The sequence below is a fragment of the Pedobacter sp. KBW01 genome, from assembly GCF_003852395.1.
GTDB lineage: Bacteria > Bacteroidota > Bacteroidia > Sphingobacteriales > Sphingobacteriaceae > Pedobacter.
On the sequence record NZ_QAJQ01000020.1, the window covers coordinates 116,866 to 137,281 of the forward strand.

At 42.6% G+C, this 20,416-nt stretch carries 12 protein-coding genes; all 12 read left to right on the forward strand.

The window, feature by feature from the left end:
- The first annotated feature begins 242 nt into the window (after positions 1 to 242).
- The 12 genes from DBR40_RS19465 (at position 243) to DBR40_RS19520 (ending at position 20,325) form a co-directional block, all read left to right on the forward strand.
- Positions 243 to 2,996 carry a family 78 glycoside hydrolase catalytic domain gene (locus DBR40_RS19465; RefSeq protein WP_124561416.1) on the forward strand — a complete coding sequence of 918 codons (2,754 nt, stop codon included), beginning with the start codon at positions 243 to 245 and terminating at the stop codon, positions 2,994 to 2,996.
- 1 nt (position 2,997) lies between these two features.
- Entirely contained in the window at positions 2,998 to 4,101 is a 1,104-nt protein-coding gene (locus tag DBR40_RS19470) for a glycosylase (RefSeq protein ID WP_124561417.1), read from the forward strand.
- Positions 4,102 to 4,108: 7 nt separating this feature from the next.
- On the forward strand, positions 4,109 to 6,598 hold the full coding sequence (locus tag DBR40_RS19475) for a sugar-binding domain-containing protein (RefSeq protein WP_124561418.1): 2,490 nt from the start codon (positions 4,109 to 4,111) through the stop codon (positions 6,596 to 6,598).
- 172 nt (positions 6,599 to 6,770) lie between these two features.
- On the forward strand, positions 6,771 to 7,931 hold the full coding sequence (locus DBR40_RS19480; RefSeq protein WP_124561419.1) for an ABC transporter substrate-binding protein: 1,161 nt from the start codon (positions 6,771 to 6,773) through the stop codon (positions 7,929 to 7,931).
- Positions 7,928 to 9,079, forward strand: coding sequence for a CaiB/BaiF CoA transferase family protein (locus DBR40_RS19485; protein WP_124561420.1), 1,152 nt, complete (start codon positions 7,928 to 7,930; stop codon positions 9,077 to 9,079). The genes DBR40_RS19480 and DBR40_RS19485 overlap by 4 nt, the downstream gene beginning before the upstream one ends.
- Positions 9,080 to 9,385: 306 nt before the next feature.
- On the forward strand, positions 9,386 to 10,549 hold the full coding sequence (locus DBR40_RS19490) for a CaiB/BaiF CoA transferase family protein (RefSeq protein WP_124561421.1): 1,164 nt from the start codon (positions 9,386 to 9,388) through the stop codon (positions 10,547 to 10,549).
- Complete coding sequence (locus tag DBR40_RS19495) at positions 10,542 to 11,777, forward strand: extracellular solute-binding protein (protein ID WP_124561422.1); 1,236 nt, start codon at positions 10,542 to 10,544, stop codon at positions 11,775 to 11,777. The genes DBR40_RS19490 and DBR40_RS19495 overlap by 8 nt, the downstream gene beginning before the upstream one ends.
- Positions 11,778 to 12,857, forward strand: coding sequence for a Gfo/Idh/MocA family protein (locus tag DBR40_RS19500; RefSeq protein ID WP_124561423.1), 1,080 nt, complete (start codon positions 11,778 to 11,780; stop codon positions 12,855 to 12,857).
- Positions 12,858 to 12,925: 68 nt separating this feature from the next.
- The gene (locus DBR40_RS19505) at positions 12,926 to 13,369 is read left to right on the forward strand and encodes a MaoC family dehydratase (RefSeq protein ID WP_124561424.1); all 444 of its coding nucleotides are present in this window, start codon (positions 12,926 to 12,928) and stop codon (positions 13,367 to 13,369) included.
- A gap of 123 nt (positions 13,370 to 13,492) precedes the next feature.
- Complete coding sequence (gene fucP, locus DBR40_RS19510) at positions 13,493 to 14,788, forward strand: L-fucose:H+ symporter permease (RefSeq protein WP_124561425.1); 1,296 nt, start codon at positions 13,493 to 13,495, stop codon at positions 14,786 to 14,788.
- Positions 14,789 to 14,803: 15 nt separating this feature from the next.
- Positions 14,804 to 18,244: a glycosyl hydrolase gene (locus tag DBR40_RS19515; protein ID WP_124561426.1), complete on the forward strand. Its 3,441-nt coding sequence runs from the start codon at positions 14,804 to 14,806 to the stop codon at positions 18,242 to 18,244.
- Positions 18,241 to 20,325, forward strand: a complete 2,085-nt coding sequence (locus DBR40_RS19520) for a glycoside hydrolase family 127 protein (RefSeq protein ID WP_124561427.1) — start codon at positions 18,241 to 18,243, stop codon at positions 20,323 to 20,325. The genes DBR40_RS19515 and DBR40_RS19520 overlap by 4 nt, the downstream gene beginning before the upstream one ends.
- Positions 20,326 to 20,416 lie beyond the last annotated feature (91 nt).

Below are 20,416 nucleotides of genomic sequence, written 5' to 3' on the forward strand. Positions count from 1 at the left end.
CAGTTTCAAACATACAAAATGCTTTCATATTTCTCGTTCAGAACGAAATTATATAATTATTACAACAATATATGTTTTCATATTTAAAAAAAAGATTTATATTTGAATTACATGTAAAATTTAAAGTTAAGCAAATTCTACAGCTTATTTAATACGGGCCGGGAATTTATTTCTAACTAAATTGAACACGATAACCAACTATAAACCTAAATCAAAGCATCGAGAGCAATACCATAGGGCTAATGAACAAACTTGTAATCTTTTCTTTTCTTTACCTTTTCACTTTTTCGCTGTTTGCCCAGGAGATTAAGGTGTCGCGCCTAAGCTGCGAATACCGCTCAAATCCTCTTGGAATCGACCTTGCTCAGCCACATTTAAGCTGGCAGTTGGTGTCTCCGCGTCATAATGTGCTGCAAAAGGGATATCAGATTTTAGTGGCCACAAACCTGAGCACTTTAAAGCAAAACAAAGGCGATGTTTGGGATTCTAAAAAAACCATTACCAATCAATCTATCCAGATAAAATATAAGGGTCAAAAATTATTACCGGCAACAAAATACTACTGGAAAATTAAAGTATGGGATAATTTGGGGAATGAGTCTGCCTGGAGCGAACCGGCTTTTTTCGGGATGGGCTTGTTAAACATTTCTGACTGGAAAGGTGCTAAATGGATTGCCTACGAAAAACTGGCCGATTCTAACGTTAATGCGTTACCTACAGATGGTAAAAAGGATAAGTTTAATGGCAATAATATTCTGCCCATGTTTCGCAAAGGTTTTACCGTTAGCAAAACCATTAAAAAGGCAACGGCATTTATTTCGGGCTTAGGCCATTTCGAAATGACTTTGAACGGCAAAAAGGTAGGAAATGATTTTTTAGCTCCCGGCTGGACAAAATACGACCGCGAAGCCTTATATGTAACCTACGATATTACTCAGCACCTTAAAAAAGGTTCGAATGCGGTTGGGGTAATGTTAGGCAATGGTTTTTACTACATTCCACCGGTAAAAGAAAGGTACCGGAAACTAAAAGTTGCCTACGGCTTCCCAAAAATGATTTGTCGTTTGTTTATTGAGTATAGCGATGGAACTTCAGCAAATGTAATCAGCAACCAAAGCTGGAAAACGGCACCTTCGCCAGTTACTTTTTCGAGCATTTACGGAGGCGAAGATTACAATGCCACTTTAGAGCAAAAAGACTGGAACCTGCCGCTTTTTAACGATAGCAAATGGAAAGCTGCCATGCTAGCTGACGGGCCAAAGCTAAATGCACAAAAAGAAGAACCTTTAAAAATTTTCGATCATTTTCAGGCACAGCAGATTACCCAAACTGCTAATGGCGAATGGGTTTATGATCTCGGACAAAATGCTTCGGGCAATATTGAACTTAAAGTAAGTGGCAAAAAAGGCGATACCATCCGCATTACACCTGCAGAACTTTTAAAAGAAGATGGCACTGCTACCCAGAAAAACATGGGCGGCCCCTCATATTTCACCTATATTTTAAAAGGTAGTGGCGTAGAAACCTGGCGACCGAGATTTTTTTATAGCGGTTTCAGGTACCTACAGGTTAAAGGGGGCGTACCAGTGGGAAAAGAAAATCCATCCAAGAAAGCTGTGATTCACGATTTAAAAGGCCTTCATATACGCAATGCTGCCGAAACAGTTGGTAAATTTTCATCTTCCAGCGAATTATTCAACAAAACCTTTAACCTGATTAACTGGGGAATAAAAAGCAATATGGTAAGCGTATTTACCGATTGTCCGCACCGCGAAAAACTGGGCTGGCTGGAACAGCTGCATTTAATGGGCAGCTCGGTAAATTACAATTATGCCGCGGCACCTTTGTTTGAAAAAGCAGCGGTGGATATGCAAAACTCACAGCTGGCCAATGGTCTGGTGCCCGAAATCGCACCCGAATATGTTAAATTCGAATGGGGTGGCGATATGTTCCGCGATTCGCCTGAGTGGGGAAGCAGCAGTATTCTGGTACCCTGGGATTTGTACAAATGGTACGGCGATAAACAAACTTTGGTTGATCATTACCCAACCATGCAGCGTTACATTCAATACTTAGGTACAAAAGCCGATAAACACATCCTTTCGCAAGGTTTGGGCGACTGGTATGACCTCGGACCAAAACCTCCGGGCGTTTCGCAGCTCACCCCAATGGGGATTACGGCTACTGCCATTTATCATTACGATTTAAAAGTACTCGAAAAAATAGCGACTTTATTGGGTAAAAAAGCCGATGCACTGGCTTATGCCAATCGTGCGGTATTGGTACGTGAAGCATTTAACAACAAATTCTTTAATACGCAAACCAAACAATATGGCTCTGGCAGTCAAACAGCAAATGCCATGGCCGTTTATATGGGGCTGGTTGAAGAAAAAGATAAGCAGGCAGTAATCGATAACCTCATCAAAGACATCAAAAACAACAACAATAGCTTAACCGCAGGCGACATTGGTTACCGCTATGTGTTGCGGGTTTTAGAAGATGCTGGCCACTCGGATGTGATTTTCGATATGAACAGTCGTATTGATGTTCCGGGGTATGGCATGCAACTGACCAAAGGCGCTACTGCCTTAACCGAAAGCTGGGCGGCATTACCCAGTGTTTCAAATAATCATTTCATGCTAGGGCATTTGATGGAATGGTTCTACAGCGGGGTTGGCGGGATCCGCCAGGATGAAAATTCGGTAGCCTTTAACCGGATTAAAATCTATCCGGAAGTGGCCGGCGATTTAACTTCCGCCCATACGGCCTACCAGTCTGTTTATGGGAACATTTCAACCGACTGGAAAAAAACGGCTGATGGTTTTGAGATAGCAGTAAACATTCCGGTAAATACCACTGCTGTGGTTTATATTCCGGTTTCTCCTCAGCAAAGTCTTTCAGAAGCCAGTAATTCAGCCTTCCAAAACATGGGTATAGCTAATGGCAGAATGCAGGTGGCTATCGGTTCAGGTTATTATAAATTTAAGGTGAAATAACATGAGAACGATCTGGATATATCTAATTGGCATGTTAACGGCGGCTACAGCGGGGGCCCAGGAAGCTAAAAATCCAGTTTCCGCTGCAGAGATGAAAAAGATTTACCAGGAAGTTAAAACCCCTTTCAAATACGGGTTGGTAATGGTTCCGAACGACAAAGACCATAAAATGGATTGCCCAACCATATTTAGAAAAGGTAAATACTGGTACATGACTTACCTGATTTTTAGCGGCAGAGGTTACGAAACCTCGATGGCCAAAAGCAGCGATTTATTGCACTGGGAAAAGCAGGGTAAGTTAATGTCGTTTGCTGATTCAGGTAAATGGGACGATAACCAAAAAGCCGGTTACAACGCACTTTTAGATATCAAATGGGGTGGAAGTTACCAGGCTAAAAGCTTTAATGGCAAATACTGGATGTCGTACTTCGGTGGTAAAGAACGCGGATACGAGGTAGAACCTCTATCAATCGGTATGGCATACACCGATAAACATCCTTCAGTAGTACAAGAATGGCAACGATTGGATAAACCAGTATTGAGCTCGCTCGACAGCGATGTACGCTGGTGGGAAAACCGGCATAAACTATTTAAAAGTACGGTGATTGCCGATCAGAAAAAGTTAACCGGCCATCCTTTTGTAATGTACTACAATGCTGTTGGCGATTCGCTGGCGAATAACAAAAAAACACGCTGGTACGAACGTATCGGTATGGCGGTATCAGATGATATGATCCATTGGCAACGCTTTATGAAAGATCCGGTGGTTCACCACCCGGTTGGCATTACCGGCGATGCCGTGATCCAGCAAATAGGCGATAATTACGTAATGTTTTACTTCGGTGCTTTCTGGCAGGACAGAAAAGGTTCTTTTAACCGCTTTGCGGCATCTAAAGACCTGATAAACTGGACCGACTGGACGGGGGGCAACCTGATCGAATCGTCAGAAAAGTACGATGAGCTTTATGCACACAAATCATTTGTGATCAAATATAAGGGTGTGGTGTACCACTTTTATTGCGCGGTGAATAAACAAGACCAGCGTGGCATTGCTGTGGCTACTTCGAAAGATTTAGGAAAAAGTAAAGTGAATTTTGTTCAATAATTAAGAAATGAGAATACGGGGTAGCCATAAGATTTTATTTTTTTTAATTGCATGTTTAGCGATATCATATCATTGCGCCGCGACCATTATTCCTACTGGTTGGTGTCTCACCAACCAGTATAGCCAAACTTCGGTCGGTGAGACACCAACCGATAGGATTACGGAAACCAGAAGTAGAACCAGTTTTAACAAAGACTGGAAATTTTACTTAGGCGATGAACCGAAGGCAAAATCGGTTACTTATAGCGATTTGAAATGGAGGAAATTAACACTGCCTCACGATTGGAGCATTGAAGGCAAGTTCGACAAGAAAAACCCTGCAAAACCAGAGGGTGGAGGCTTACCAACCGGTATTGGCTGGTATAGAAAAGAATTTACTGCGCCAGCCAACTTCAAAAACAAATTGATCAGTATTGAATTTGATGGCGTTTACAAAAACAGCGAAGTTTGGGTAAACGGCCACCATCTGGGCAAGCGTCCTTATGGTTACAGCTCATTTTCTTACGAGATCAGCCAGTTTTTAAAACCCGGTAAGAACATCATAGCAGTAAAGGTCGACAATTCTGCACAACCCGATTCACGCTGGTATTCAGGATCGGGTATTTACAGAAATGTGTGGCTAAGCTCAACAGCAAAGGTGGCTGTTGCCAAATGGGGAACATTTGTAACTACCGATACTAAAGGCAAGGTGAGTGTGCAAACCCAAATCAAGAACAAAACCCTCAGACTGCAGCTAGTAGCTTTGGTGCACACCATTTACGATGCCAATGGCAAATTGATTTCAAAAACACAACCACAAAATATCAAAATAGATACGGCAGGGTTAATCGTCAACAGCGAAAGCCTGCTTAAAAACCCGGTGCTTTGGTCGTTGGCTAAGCCTTTTCAATATAAACTGGTTACGCAAATTGTCCAAAACAACAAACCCATCGATACTTACGAAACTAAATTCGGATTCCGAACTTTCCATTTCGATGCCGAAAAGGGCTTTTCGTTAAACGGAGTACCTACCAAAATATTGGGTGTTTGCCTGCATCACGATTTAGGTGCTTTAGGTGCTGCTGTTAATGTACGCGCCATGGAACGTCAGCTTGAAATCATGAAAGCGATGGGCGTAAATGCTATCCGTACAGCTCACAATCCGCCTGCACCCGAATTTTTAGACCTATGCGATAAAATGGGTTTTCTGGTTATGGATGAAGCTTTTGACATGTGGGCGAAGAAGAAAAACAAAAACGATTATAACCTCAATTTCGCCGAATGGCACAAGCGCGATCTGGAAGATATGATCCTCCGCGACCGTAATCATCCGTCCATTATCCTTTGGAGCATTGGTAACGAGATCCGCGAACAGTTCGATAGTACTGGTGTAGCCATCACAAAAGAACTGGTTTCAATCGTTAAAAACCTTGATCAAAGCCGACCAGTAATTTCGGCCCTGACCGAAACCGACGCGAAGAAAAACTTTATTTATCAGGCCAATGCCCTGGATATTTACGGCTTAAACTATAACCACAAACTGTATAAAGACTGGCCTAAAAATTATCCGGGTGTTAAATTTCTGGCTACCGAAACCACTTCTGCATTAGAAACCAGAGGTTTTTACGATACTGCCGATACTATTCGCCGCTGGCCGAGAGACGGAAAAACGAAATTCACCGAAGGGAATGCAGCATGGTCGGCATCTGCCTACGACAATGTTTCGGCCTATTGGGGCTCTACGCACGAAGAAACCTGGAAAGCAGCAAAAAAATACGACCATGTTTCGGGACTGTTCGTTTGGTCAGGTTTTGATTACCTTGGCGAGCCGCTACCTTATCCATGGCCGGCACGTAGCTCGTATTTCGGGATTGTAGATTTAGCAGGTTTCCCAAAGGACTCTTATTATCTGTACCAAAGTGAATGGACCGATAAGCCTGTACTGCATCTCCTTCCTCACTGGAACTGGGAGCCGGGTAAACTGGTTGAGATTTGGGCTTATTACAACCAGGCCGATGAGGTAGAACTCTATTTGAATGGAAAATCATTAGGCAAAAAATCAAAACAGAACGATGATCTTCATGTACAATGGAACGTAAAATTCGAAGCAGGTACAGTCAAAGCGGTATCGCGTAAAAATGGAAAAGAGGTTCTGGTTCGTGAAATAAAAACTGCTGGCGATCCTGCCAAAATTGAATTGATAGCAGACCGGAAACAGATCAAAGCCGATGGTAAGGATTTGTCTTTTATTACCGTACGTATTTTAGATGCAGCCGGAAATGTAGTGCCTAATGCCGATAACCTTGTTGATTTTAAAGTAGCAGGTGCAGGTTTTATCGCCGGTGTAGACAATGGCTTTCAGGCAAGTATGGAGCCTTTTAAAGCCAGTTACCGCAAAGCTTTTCATGGTTTGTGCCTGGCTATTTTACAAGCTACAGAAAAAGCAGGAACAATTAAGTTAACAGCAACATCAGCAGGTTTGTCCTCGTCATCAATAGTGATTAATACGGGTAAATGATGAGATAAATGCAGTTCGAAGCAGTAATGGGAGAGTTACCGGAGGGATGAAAGCTTGAAAGTTTTCATCTCGACTGTAGTGCAGCGAAATGGAGAGATCTATAATCAGATTTCTCGACTCCATTGCACTTCGCTCGAAATGACGGAATAAAAAAATTAAATAATAAGAATAAGTGGAGAAGACGATTAATTTAAAAGGAATAACCTGGAACCACAGTCGTGGGTTATTGCCCATGGTGGCAACCGCACAGCGTTTTTCAGAATTGCACCCTAACGTGAACATCACCTGGGAAAAGCGGAGCTTGCAACAATTTGCCGATTTCTCTATTCAGGAACTGGCCGAACATTTCGATCTGTTGGTAATTGATCACCCATGGGCTGGCTTTGCGGCCAAAACCAAATCAATTGTTCCTTTAGATTTTTACCTTAGCGAGGCTTATTTAAAAGATCAGGAAAACAATTCGCTGGGGCAATCTTACGAAAGTTATACCTACGATGATCATTTATGGGCTTTACCCATTGATGCTGCTACGCCTGTTGCCGCCAGCCGGCCGGATTTATTAACAGAAAGAGGCTTCTCTTTACCAAAGTCGTTTGAAGATTTACTAGCCCTGGCCGATGCGGGTCTGGTCGCTTTTGCAGGCATCCCAATTGATGTTTTAATGAATTTTTATACCCTTTGCTGCTCTCTGGGCGAAGATCCCTGCCAGAGCGATGATCAGGTAGTATCGATCGAAACCGGAGTAAAAGCATTGCAAATGTATCGCCAACTGGCATCAAAAATAGATCCGACCAACTTTAGCAGAAATCCGATTCAGGTTTATGAAGCCATGACTTTATCCGACGAAATTGCCTATTGTCCCTTTGCCTACGGTTATTCCAATTATTCGAGAAATGGTTATGCGCGCAAAGTGCTGCATTTTTATGATATGATCTCGCTGGATGGAAAAACCAATTTGAGGAGCACACTGGGCGGCACCGGATTGGCTATCTCTGCCAAATGTGCCGATCCCGAAATGGCGGCCAGATATGCTGAGTTTGTTGGTTCACCAGCTTGTCAGTCAACACTATATTTCGAAAGTGGAGGTCAGCCAGCTCATTTGGCAGCCTGGAAAAATGAAGAAGTAAACCGGCAAAGCCAGAATTACTTTTTAAATACCTTACCTGCCTTACAACGTGCATTTCTCCGTCCGCGCTATCATGGTTCGATGTATTTTCAGGATCATGCCGGCGATGTAGTGCGCGATTATTTGATGGGCAAAGGCGATGAAATAACAGTTTTAACTGTTTTGAACGAATTATATCAAAAATCTAAAAGCTTAGCAGTATCATGAACAGGCCGTTAGAAGGACTTTTGGTTTTAGAGTTCTGTCAGTTTTTGGCAGGACCATCGGCTGGCTTAAAACTGGCCGACTTAGGCGCACGCGTAATTAAAATCGAGCGACCTCAAACCGGCGATGCCTGTCGCGCTTTATCGATCAAAAATCTGTTTGTGGATGAAGACAGTTTGCTTTTCCATACCATCAACCGCAATAAAGAAAGTTATACCGCAGATTTAAAAAATCCGCAAGATTTAGAAAAACTTAAAAAACTGATTGCCAAAGCGGATGTGATGACGCATAATTTCAGACCGGGAGTAATGGAGAAAATTGGCCTGGATTATGCCCGGGTACAACAAATAAATCCAAAAATTATTTACGGCATGGTTACCGGCTATGGCAATGAGGGGCCGTGGAAAAACAAACCCGGCCAGGATTTATTGGTACAATCGGTTTCTGGTTTAACCTTTTTATCGGGGATAGATACCGATGGCCCCGTTCCATTTGGTTTATCCGTTTCTGATATTATGTGCGGTAATCACCTGGTACAGGGAATCATGGCAGCTTTAATTAAAAGGGCCAAAACCAATAAAAGTGTACTGGTTGAAGTGAGCCTGCTCGAATCGATTTTGGATGTGCAGTTTGAAGTAATTACCACTTACCTGAACGATGGGGGAAAATTACCAGATAGAAGCGGTGCAAAAGGCAGTGCGCATGCCTATTTAAGTGCGCCTTATGGCATGTACGAAACCAAAGACGGTTATATTGCCATGGCCATGGGAAACCTGCCAAATATTTGCGCCATTATCAATTGCGACATAACAGATTTATACGTTGAAGCAGGTTCTGCTTTCGAAAACCGCGATAAATTAATTGTACGGTTGGCAGAAACCTTTAAACAGGAAAATACCAGCAATTGGGTTAACCTGTTAGAAAGTAACGGTATCTGGTGTGCGGAGGTGCTCAATTACCAAACAGCCACTGCTTTAAGTACCTATAAAAATCTGAACATTGAGCAACAGATTGATTTGGACGGAGGAAAAAGTATCAAAACCACGGTAAGCCCGATCCGCCTGAACCAAAGAAAGTTATTTACCAAAAAAGCTGCGCCAAAACTAGGTTTTGATACGGAAAGTATTAACAGGGAGTTTGAAATAAAATAGACAATCCGTCACCCTGAATTTATTTCAGGGTCTGTTTACAGTAGAAGAGATGCTGAAACAAGTTCAGCATGACGATCATGTTTACTTTAAACATATCCCACCACTATGGTTGGGATGACGAATAACTTAGAGTGTTTCGTGGTGACACGAACCACAAAGCAACCGATAGATAGTCGTCATTTCGACTGGAGCGCAGCGAAATGGAGAAATCTTTTAAAACAGATCCCTCCGCTACGGTCGGGATGACGGAAACGACTAGTTGGTCGAGACGACGGGAGAAGAATAAAGAATATAAAAAATAAAATTATGCGACCGCTTGAAGATTATTTAGTTATCGATTTCAGTCAGTTCCTTTCGGGGCCTTCTGCGAGTTTGCGTTTGGCTGATATGGGTGCGCGTGTAATCAAAATTGAGCGTTTAGGGGTAGGCGATATTTGTCGCACCCTTTACACTTCAAATCTGATTATGAATGGCGAATCGTCGGTTTTTCATGCCATTAACCGGAATAAGGAAAGTTTTGAAGTTGATTTAAAAAGCGTAGAAGATTGCGAAATGGTACGCGAGCTGCTTAAAAAAGCAGATGTGATGATCCACAACTTCCGGCCGGGCGTAATGGAACGTTTAGGTTTCGATTACCCATCCGTTAGTGCTTTAAATCCAGCCATTGTTTACGGCGAAATTTCGGGCTATGGAACTGATGGCGAATGGAAAAATAAACCCGGACAGGATTTGTTATTGCAATCTGTTACCGGATTAACCTCCCTTACCGGCAATGCAGATAGCGGTCCGGTTGCCATGGGCTTATCCATTGTAGATATGCTGGCAGGTGCACATCTGGCCCAGGGAATATTGGCCTGTTTATACCGCAAGGCCATCAAAAATGAAGGTGGTTTTGTGCAGGTTAGCATGATGGAATCGGCTTACGATTTTCAGTTTGAAACCATTACAACCTTTATGAACGATGGCGGCGCTTTGCCCGAAAGATCGAAGCAGAACAATGCAAATGCCTATTTGGGTGCCCCTTATGGCATTTACCAAACCGAAAATGGCTACCTGGCGTTGGCCATGGGCTCTATTCCTCAGTTGGGGAATTTACTGGGCTGCGAAAAGCTCGAAGATTATGTTGAAGTGAGCGAAGCTTTCGATAAACGCGATGAAATTAAAGCCATATTAGCCAGTCATTTGCTCAGCCAAACCACCGAAAAATGGCTTTCAAAATTAGAACCAGCCGATATCTGGTGTTCGGATGTATTAAACTGGAACGCTTTAATGCAACATGATGGTTTCAAAGTATTAAATATGATACAGGAAGTTCAAATGTTGGATGGCTATAAATATGAAACCACCAGATGCCCAATCCGTATTGATGGAGAATTATTAACTTCACCAAAAGGTTCGCCAAAACTGGGTCAGGACAACGAGAAAATCATCAAAGAATTTATTACACACAGTACCATTGCCAATGTCTAACCAAGCTGATACCTTCAAAATTGCCGTACGTAAATTTGGTCCTTTCGAATCTGCTATGCAGAAATTCTGGGACAGCTATTGTGCAGTTTCCGGTTGCACACTTCAACTGGAATTGGTGATTATGGATTTACACGAACTTTACGAGAGCACCATTACACGTAAAGGTTTGGCAAATGGTTTATTCGATATTGCCCACATCAATACCGATTGGGTGTATGAAGGTTACCTGAGTCAGGCATTTGAGATTTTAAACCCTTATATTTACACCAATAAACCGGTAGGCTTTCCCAACGGCTGGAGTAAATCGTTATTGAGCTTACAGCGTTTTGGCTGGGAAGTAGTGGGATTGCCCTTTCACGATGGCCCGGAATGTTTCATTTACCGCAAAGATTTATTTGAAAACGAAACTGAGCAGGCAAATTATCTAAAACAATATGGAAAGGTGCTCGAAGTACCCCAAACCTGGGAAGATTTTCATCAGGTAGCTCAGTTTTTCAACCGCCCGGCCGATAATCTGTATGGTAGCATCTTTGCCTGTTATCCCGACGGTCACAATACGGTTTTCGATTTTTGCCTCCAACTGTGGACCAGGGGAGGCAGCCTGGTAGATAAAGCCGGAAACATCAGCATTAATTGCCAGCCCGCTGTTGATGGCCTTGATTTTTACCGGAAAATAGTGAACGATAAAACCGCTGTTCATCCTCAATCAAAAGATTTTGAATCGGTTGCCGCCGGAGTAGCTTTTGCCAAGGGCGAAGCCGCCATGATGATCAACTGGTTTGGCTTTGCCGGAATGTGCGAAGTAGATGCAAATTCGAAGGTAAAAGGGAAAGTTGGGGTAGATTTACTACCTGCAGCTGCCGGTAAGGCATCGGCGTCCTTAAATGTATATTGGCTTTATACAATCGCCAAAGGCGGTAAAAACAAGGATGTAGCTTACGATTTTCTGAAATTTGCCACAAATGCAAAACAAGATAAACTGCTGACGCTGGAAGGGGGCATCGGCTGCCGCCTTTCGACATGGAAAGATCCGGAGGTGAACGAAATTATTCCTTATTACCACAAATTAGAACAGTTGCATGAGGTGGCCAACATGCTGCCGCAGCATAAAAACTGGACACAAATAGCCAAAATTATTGATGAAATGGTTTTGAAAGCGATGCACACCACAGAAGCATCTGCAAGTTTAATTGAAAGAGCCCAAAACCAGATTAACGAATTGAATTAGATGAGTATCGATATCCAATATAAACCAACTTTACCCGAAACCAAACAGCCGATTATCATTATTGGTGCTGGTGGAATTGTGGCTGATGCCCATCTGCCTGCATATAAAATCGCTGGTTTCGAAGTTTATGGCATTGTAAACCGTACAAAAGAAAGAGCACAGAAACTGGCCGATGCTTTCGGCATTCCGCATGTTTTTGATACCCTTGCCGAGGCAGTTGCCGCAGCACCAAAAAATACGGTATTCGATGTTACCATCATGCCCGAGCAGTATATCGAAACGTTAAAGCAACTGCCCGATGGTGCAGCGGTTTTAATACAGAAACCAATGGGCGATGATTTTAACCAGGCCAAAGAAATTTTAGCTCTATGCCATGCAAAAAAACTCAAAGCCGCCATTAACTTTCAATTGCGTTTTGCGCCTTTTGTAAGTGCTGCAAGATACTTGATAAATAAAGGTTTAATTGGAGAACTGTATGACATGGAAGTGCGTGTTACCGTTAAAACCCCCTGGGAAATTTTCCCGCATGTAATTATTCACCCGCGTTTGGAAATTCAGTACCACAGTATCCATTATGTTGATTTAATCCGTTCATTTTTAGGCAATCCTAAAAGTGTGCTGGCTAAAACCTTAAAACACCCGGCTAAAAGTTTGTCTTCTTCGCGTTCTACCATTTTATTCGATTATGGAGATACCATGCATGCGGTAATTAACACTAACCACGACCATGATTTTGGTCCAAACCACCAGGAAAGCTACATCAAATGGGAGGGAACCAAAGGAGCCATTGTAGCTAAAATCGGCTTATTGATGGATTATCCGCATGGTGTGCCTGATGTTTTTGAATATTGCCTAGTAGAAGCAGGTAAAACACCGCTATGGCAAACCGTAAAACTGGAGGGTTCCTGGTTTCCAGAAGCCTTTATCGGTACCATGGCCAATTTAATGCGCTACAATGAAGGCTCAACCGATGTTCTACATACCAGTGTTGAAGATGTTATCGATACCATGGCGGTTGTGGAGAGTGCCTATCAATCGAGCGATACGGGTGGGGTGAAGGTTAAACAACAATTTAATTAAAACATCGTCCTCGTTTGTAACGAGGATGAAGGAGCAAAGCGATTGTATCGCTTAAAAAAACGAAAACTATGTATTTCAAATCAACATTTTTTGAAGACTACCAATTACAGGATAAACGTGTAACCTTAGGCCGCACCATAACCGAAACAGATTTTGTTGTTCACGCGGGACATACCGGCGATTTTTTTCCACACCACATGGATGCCGAGTGGTGTGCTACCCAACCGTTTAAACAGCGTATTGCACACGGCACCATGATTTTCAGCATTGGTATCGGTCTTACCGCTTCAGAGATTAATCCCGAAGCCATGTCGAAGGGTTACGATAAGCTTCGCTTTATAAAACCTGTTTTCATTGGCGATACCATCCACTCAACAGTAACCATTTCTGAAAAAGGGGATAGCAAAAGACCTGAATATGGCACCGTAACCGAGCACGTAGAAATCATTAACCAGCACGGAGAAGTAGTACTGGTTTGCGACCATCTGCTTGTAGTAAAAAAAGTTCATTAGTTCTGTAATCATTAGTTCATTAGTCTGGATGCTTATATCTAAGCGCCATACCACCACCAATGAACAAGTGACACCAATGAACAAATGAACTATTGAACGAATGAACCAATAAAACCAAATATAATGAACCACAATACACCAGCTGAAATTGTAACTGAGCACGATCCCTCATCGGGGAAGAAGTACATATTACCATTTATACTTGTAGTTAGCCTATTTTTCCTTTGGGGAATGGCACATAACCTCGATTCTATCCTCATTCCACACCTTAAGAAAGCTTGTAATTTAAATAACCGCCAATCCACCTTAATTGATACTTCGGTTTTCTTTGCCTATTTCTTAATGGCCATTCCAGCAGGTATTGTTTTAAAGAAATGGGGCTACAAAGCGACAATGATTTCAGGTTTACTGGCCTTTGCATTTGGCGCATTTTTATTTGTTCCAGCGGCTAATAACCTTTCGTATATTACCTTTCTCATTGCACTTTTTATTATTGGTTGTGGTTTAACCCTGCTCGAAACCTCGGCAAATCCTTATGCTGCAGTATTGGGCGATCCGGCAAAAGCCACCAGCAGGTTAAACTTAGCCGCATCTTTTAACGGTTTAGCGGCCATGGTAGCACCAATGATTGGTGGTTTGTTTATCCTTTCCGGAAAATCGCATACCAAAGATCAACTTGCAGCAATGACTGAAACCAGCCGCAACAGTTATTTCCTGGAAGAAGCTGCTTCAGTTAAAACACCATACATCTCTCTGGGAATTATTTTACTGGTTATTGCAGTTATATTTTATTTCATCCACCTTCCCGAAATCAAAACCAAAAGTATTGATGGCGAAGCCAAAGGCAGTTTCTTTGGAGCATTACGTCACAAACACCTCAAGTGGGCAGTTGTAGCACAGTTCTTTTATGTGGGCGCACAGGTTTGCGTAACCAGTTTTTTCATCAGAATGGCGCAACAAGGTGGTGGTTTCGACGAGAAAACAGCTGCCTCTTACTTAGCCATATACGGACTCTTATTTACTGTGGGGCGCTTTGCAGGTACTGCGATCCTTCAGTTTGTATCTTCAAGTAAACTTCTGGCCATTTATGCAGTTATTTCGATACTCTTGTGCCTGGTAGCTATTTTAGGACAGGGTTCTTACGTCGTTTATGCTTTAGGCGGACTCGGATTCTTCATGTCGATTATGTTCCCGACTATTTTTGCACTGGGTATCGATGGCATTGGCGATGATACCAAACCGGGTTCATCGTGGCTCATTATGTCGATTGTTGGTGGGGCCATTTTGCCATTTGGTATGGGGAGCCTGATTGATTTGTATGGAGATAACATTCAGATTGGCTATAGCATACCACTAATTTGCTTTATAGTGGTGCTTTACTTCGGTTTAAGCGGCTATAAAATTGCACACAAATCTTAATTGCCTCTGCGAAAAATGAAACTTAGTTGGTTTAAGATACTGTCCGTTGTTTTATTGTTAAGCATAAGCTTTTCAAAGCAAACCTATGCTCAAAACGAAAATGCAAAGCCCTGGGTATTTTGGTACTGGATTAAGGCAGGCGTTTCAAAAGCAGGTATAACCGCCGATTTGGAGGCGATGAAAGCCAATGGCATTGGCGGAGCATATTTAATGAGCATCCAGGGCGCAGATAAGACACCGCTTTACAATCCGCCCAGTGTGCAGCTTACGCCTGAATGGTGGCAAATGGTCGAGTTTGCCATGAGTGAAGCCAAACGACTAAACCTTAAACTGGGCATGCATGTAAGCGATGGTTTCGCCCTGGCTGGTGGCCCCTGGATTAAACCCGAGCAATCTATGCAAAAAGTAGTTTGGTCAAAAATAAACATCAGTAATACAATCACTAAAATACATTTACCTCAACCCGAAAGTAAGGAAGATTATTACCGCAATATAGCGGTGTATGCTTATCCTTCACCTATTGGCGAAGGCATCTCTACACGCACGGTAATCCCTAAAATTACGGCTAGTAATGGTGCTGATGCAAGCGGATTGATAACGCCTGGCAATAAGAAAAACTTTGGTTCCAGCGAACCATGCTATATCCAGTACGAATTTGAAAAACCTTTCACTTGCCGAACGGTAACCATCAGGCTGAGCGGCAATAATTACCAGGCCCAGCGTCTGGCCATCCAGGTGAGTAACGACGGAAAAACCTATCGTTCCATTGGCAGGTTAGAGGCTCCGCGGCATGGCTGGCAGGACACAGATGAAGATGTTACGCATTCAATTGTGCCCACCACAGCTAAATTTTTCAGGTTTATTTACGATAAAATAGGTTCCGAACCAGGAGCAGAAGATTTAGATGCCGCCAAGTGGAAACCTTCATTAAAGCTGGTGAATCTCGAACTTTCTGCCGAAGTGCAGATTAATCAGTTTGAAGGGAAAAATGGCTCGGTTTGGCGGTTGAGCAAAAGAAGCACTGAGAGACAAATTGCCAAAAATCTTTGCGTTCCGTTAAAAGGTATTATTAACCTCACCAGTAAATTAAATCCTGACGGTACTTTAAACTGGAAAGCTCCAAAAGGAAACTGGACCATTCTAAGAATCGGACATACATCTACTGGCCATACCAATGCTACCGCAGGTGGTGGAATGGGCTTAGAGTGCGATAAATTTAATCCCGCAGCTGTTAAACTTCAATTCGATAGCTGGTACGGAGAAGCTTTAAAACACGGCGGACCCGAAATTGCTAAAAAGGTATTGAGTGTTTTTCATGTCGACAGCTGGGAGTGTGGCAGCCAGAACTGGTCGCCTTTGTTTAAAGCTGAATTTTTAAAACGCAGAGGTTATGATTTAACGCCCTATCTACCCATTATGACGGGTTTACCGGTAGAAAGCGCAAAAGTATCTGAAGATTTCTTATACGATGTAAGAAAAACCATTGCCGAACTGGTTGTTGATCAGTTTTATAAGACTCTGGCCAAGCTCGCAAAAGAAAAAGGTGTAACCTTTACAGCCGAGAGTGTGGCACCTACCATGGTAAGCGATGGCCTGTTACATTATAAAACCGTAGATGTACCCATGGGTGAATTTTGGCTGAACAGCCCTACGCACGATAAACCAAATGATATGCTCGATGCCATTTCTGGTGCACATATTTATGGTAAAAATATTATTCAGGCCGAAGCATTTACCACCGTACGGATGGACTGGAACGAAAATCCGGGGAATATGAAAACGCTGCAGGACCGTAATTATGCCCTGGGAATTAACAAACTAAGCTACCACGTTTTTGCGCATAACCCCTGGGTGGATAGAAAGCCGGGGGTGACCTTAGATGGGGTAGGTCTTTATTTTCAGCGCGACCAAACCTGGTGGAAACTCGGAAAAGCCTGGATAGATTATGCCACACGCACACAAAATCTGTTGCAGCAAGGCAAACCAGTGGTTGATATTGCTGTTTTCACAGGCGAAGAATTACCCCGCCGTTCGGTTTTGCCCGATAGGTTGGTAGAAACCTTACCGGGAATTTTTGGAGCTGATGTTGTCGAATCGGAAAGAAAACGTTTGGCAAATGTTGGAGAACCATTGAGGCAGATTCCTTCCGGTGTTACCCATTCGGCCAACATGGCCGATCCCGAAAACTGGGTAAACCCTTTACGTGGCTATGCTTACGATAGTTTTAATCCCGATGTATTGGGCACCGCTACCGTTAAAAATGGTGATGTTGTTTTTGCAAGTGGTTCTACTTATAAAATTCTGGTATTCCCGGGAGCCATGAAAATGAACCCCAATTACCAGTACATGAGCTACGCAACAGTTAAAAAACTTTTCGAGTTGATAAAAGCAGGAGCTAAGGTAATTGTTGGAGATAAACCACTTTATCAATCTGGTATTAAACAGGTTAATGCCATGGAGTTTAATAAAATTGTGGATGAAATTTGGGGTGGAAACTTCGAATCATATAAAAACAATAACCATCCTGTTTACACCAAAAAAGTAGGATTGGGACAGATTTTTAAGGCACCTTTCTATGGCGAAACCTTTGATGTTTTAGGCTTGAAAAGAGATTTAAATATTAATGAATTCACAAACAGTCATTTAAATAAGGATTATGCACCTGATATTGCTTACGCCCACAGAGTTGATGGAAACAAGGAAATTTACTTTATATCTAATCAGCAAAATAGAAAAAGAGCATTACTCTTCAACTTAAGAAATGGCAAAAAATCGATACAAAGCTATGATGCAGTAAGTAATGTATGGTCTGAGCCGCATAAGATTAACAACACATTTGATGGTACTGACATCAATTTAACCTTATATCCTAACCAATCTATTTTTTTGGTACTGGATACGCCGGAAGTATTTTCTTTTTATTCGCGTAGTGCAGAGGACGAATTGAAAGCCGCAAAAAATAAATCCATCGATAAAAAAGCGTTGGATATTTCAGATAACTGGCAAGTACAGTTCAATCCTGCTTATGGTGGCCCACCAAAACCAGTTGCCTTTAATCAGCTTAGCGATTGGACCAAAAATCCTGATTCATTAATCCGCTATTATTCCGGAACTTCAGTTTACACCAAAAATTTCACTTATAAGGGCGATACGCAAAAGGCCTGGATAGATTTAGGTGCTTTTTCGAGCATGGCAGAGGTTAAAATCAATGGCATTACTTGCGGCACTTTATGGACCCCGCCTTATCGCCTGGATATCAGCAAAGCCATTAAAAAAGGGGAGAACCAAATCAGTATTGAGGTAGTAAACACCTGGGCAAACCGTTTAATCGGCGATAGTAAATTACCTGAAGATAAAAGAATTACCAAAACAACAGCACCTTTCCGCTTGGAGGGAAAGCCATTAAATCCGGCTGGCTTATTGGGACCGGTTACCATTCAAATTGAAGAAAAATGATAAAAAAAGAATTGCATAGCTGCTCGTTTTTAAATGATATACTGAACCGTTGCTGGTCATTCATTTCTTTATCAGCTTTAGTCTTTATTTTTTTGGCTTTAGCCTCCGTGGCAAAAGCACAGGATAAGTCGCTGGTAAATACTTCAAACAGTCCTTATGCCAAACTGCACAGCATTAACCTGAGCGATGTAACCTGGACAAAAGGTTTCTGGGCCGACCGCTTTAAAGTTGCTACCGAAACCATGGTACCCAACATGTGGGCCATTTATAACGATCCTAAAATCAGTCATGCCTTCAAAAACTTCGAAATTGCTGCAGGCTTAGATACTGGATCACATGCAGGTCCATCTTTCCACGATGGTGATTATTACAAAACATTAGAAGCAGTAGCCGTACTTTACGCTTCGACCAAAAACCCTAAGCTGAACGATATGATGGATAAGGCGATTGCGGTAATCGGTAAATCGCAACGTGCAGATGGCTACATTTACACCAAAGCCATGATCGAGCAGCGAAAAACCGGCGCCAACAACCAGTTTCAGGATCGCCTTAGCTTCGAATCTTACAACATTGGTCACTTAATGACCGCCGGCTGCATCCATTACCGCGCTACAGGTAAAACCACCTTGCTCAATATCGCCAAAAAGGCTACCGATTATTTGTATAATTTCTACAAATCAGCTTCGCCTACTTTGGCCCGGAATGCCATTTGTCCATCACACTATATGGGCGTTGTGGAAATGTACCGGACTACAAAAGATACCCGCTACCTCGAACTGGCCAAACATTTAATTGCCATTAAAGGAAAAATAGACGACGGAACGGATGATAACCAGGATCGTATTCCCTTTTTACAGCAAACCAAAGCCATGGGGCACGCAGTAAGGGCCAATTACCTGTATGCTGGCGTTGCCGACTTATATGCCGAAACTGGTAAGGATTCGCTTTTGAAAACGCTTAATTTAATGTGGGATGACGTAAACCAGCATAAAATGTACATTACCGGTGGTTGTGGTTCGCTTTACGATGGCACGTCGCCTGATGGAACCTCATACAACCCGGCAGATGTGCAGAAAATACACCAGGCTTTCGGACGCGATTACCAGCTGCCCAACTTTACGGCACACAACGAAACCTGCGCCAATATTGGTAATGTGCTCTGGAATTGGCGCATGCTACAGATTAGCGGCGATGCAAAATATGCCGATGTGATGGAACTCGCACTTCACAACAGCGTTTTATCAGGCATTAGTTTAGATGGTAAGAATTTCTTGTATACCAATCCGCTTGCCCAATCAAATGATTTGCCCTTTAAACAACGCTGGTCGAAAGATCGTGTACCTTATATCGCTTTATCTAACTGTTGTCCACCAAATGTAGTGCGTACCATTGCCGAAGTGAGCGATTATGCCTACAGCGTTTCAGATAAAGGCTTGTGGTTCAATTTATATGGTGGTAACAACTTAAGTACTAGGCTGGCTGACGGCAGCAAGTTTTCCTTAACCCAAGAAACCGATTATCCATGGGATGGGAAGATCAAAATTACGATGAAAGAAAGTGCGGGCAAAGCCTATTCGATCTTTTTAAGGATCCCCGCCTGGACTCACGATGCAAAGATCAGCATTAATGGTAAAGCTGAAAAGATACCAGTAGTTCCGGGTACATACGCGGAGATTAAGCGGGTTTGGAAAAAAGGCGATAGGATTGATTTAAATTTACCTATGGAGGCTGTATTAATTGAAGCTAATCCTTTAGTAGAGGAGAACCGGAATCAGGTAGCCGTAAAGCGTGGCCCTGTGGTATATTGTTTAGAATCAACCGATTTACCGGGCAAAAGTATTTTCAATGCTTTTGTACCCGCCTCAACCAAATTTGAAGCTCAAACCATGGATATTGATGGAGCGAGGGTGATGGCATTAACGGGCAATGCTAAAATTGTAGCACCTAACAACTGGAAAAATGTACTTTACAAACCTATTGATGATAAAAATACAGCAACAACATTAAAACTGGTACCATACTTTGCCTGGGGCAACCGGGGCCATTCAGAAATGTCGGTTTGGTTGCCGCTGAGTAGATAAAATTACTCTGATCGTCATCTCGACTGAAGCAAAGCGGAATGGAGAGATCTATAATAGATTTTGCTTCGCAGAGCCTTCGGGTTCTCGACTA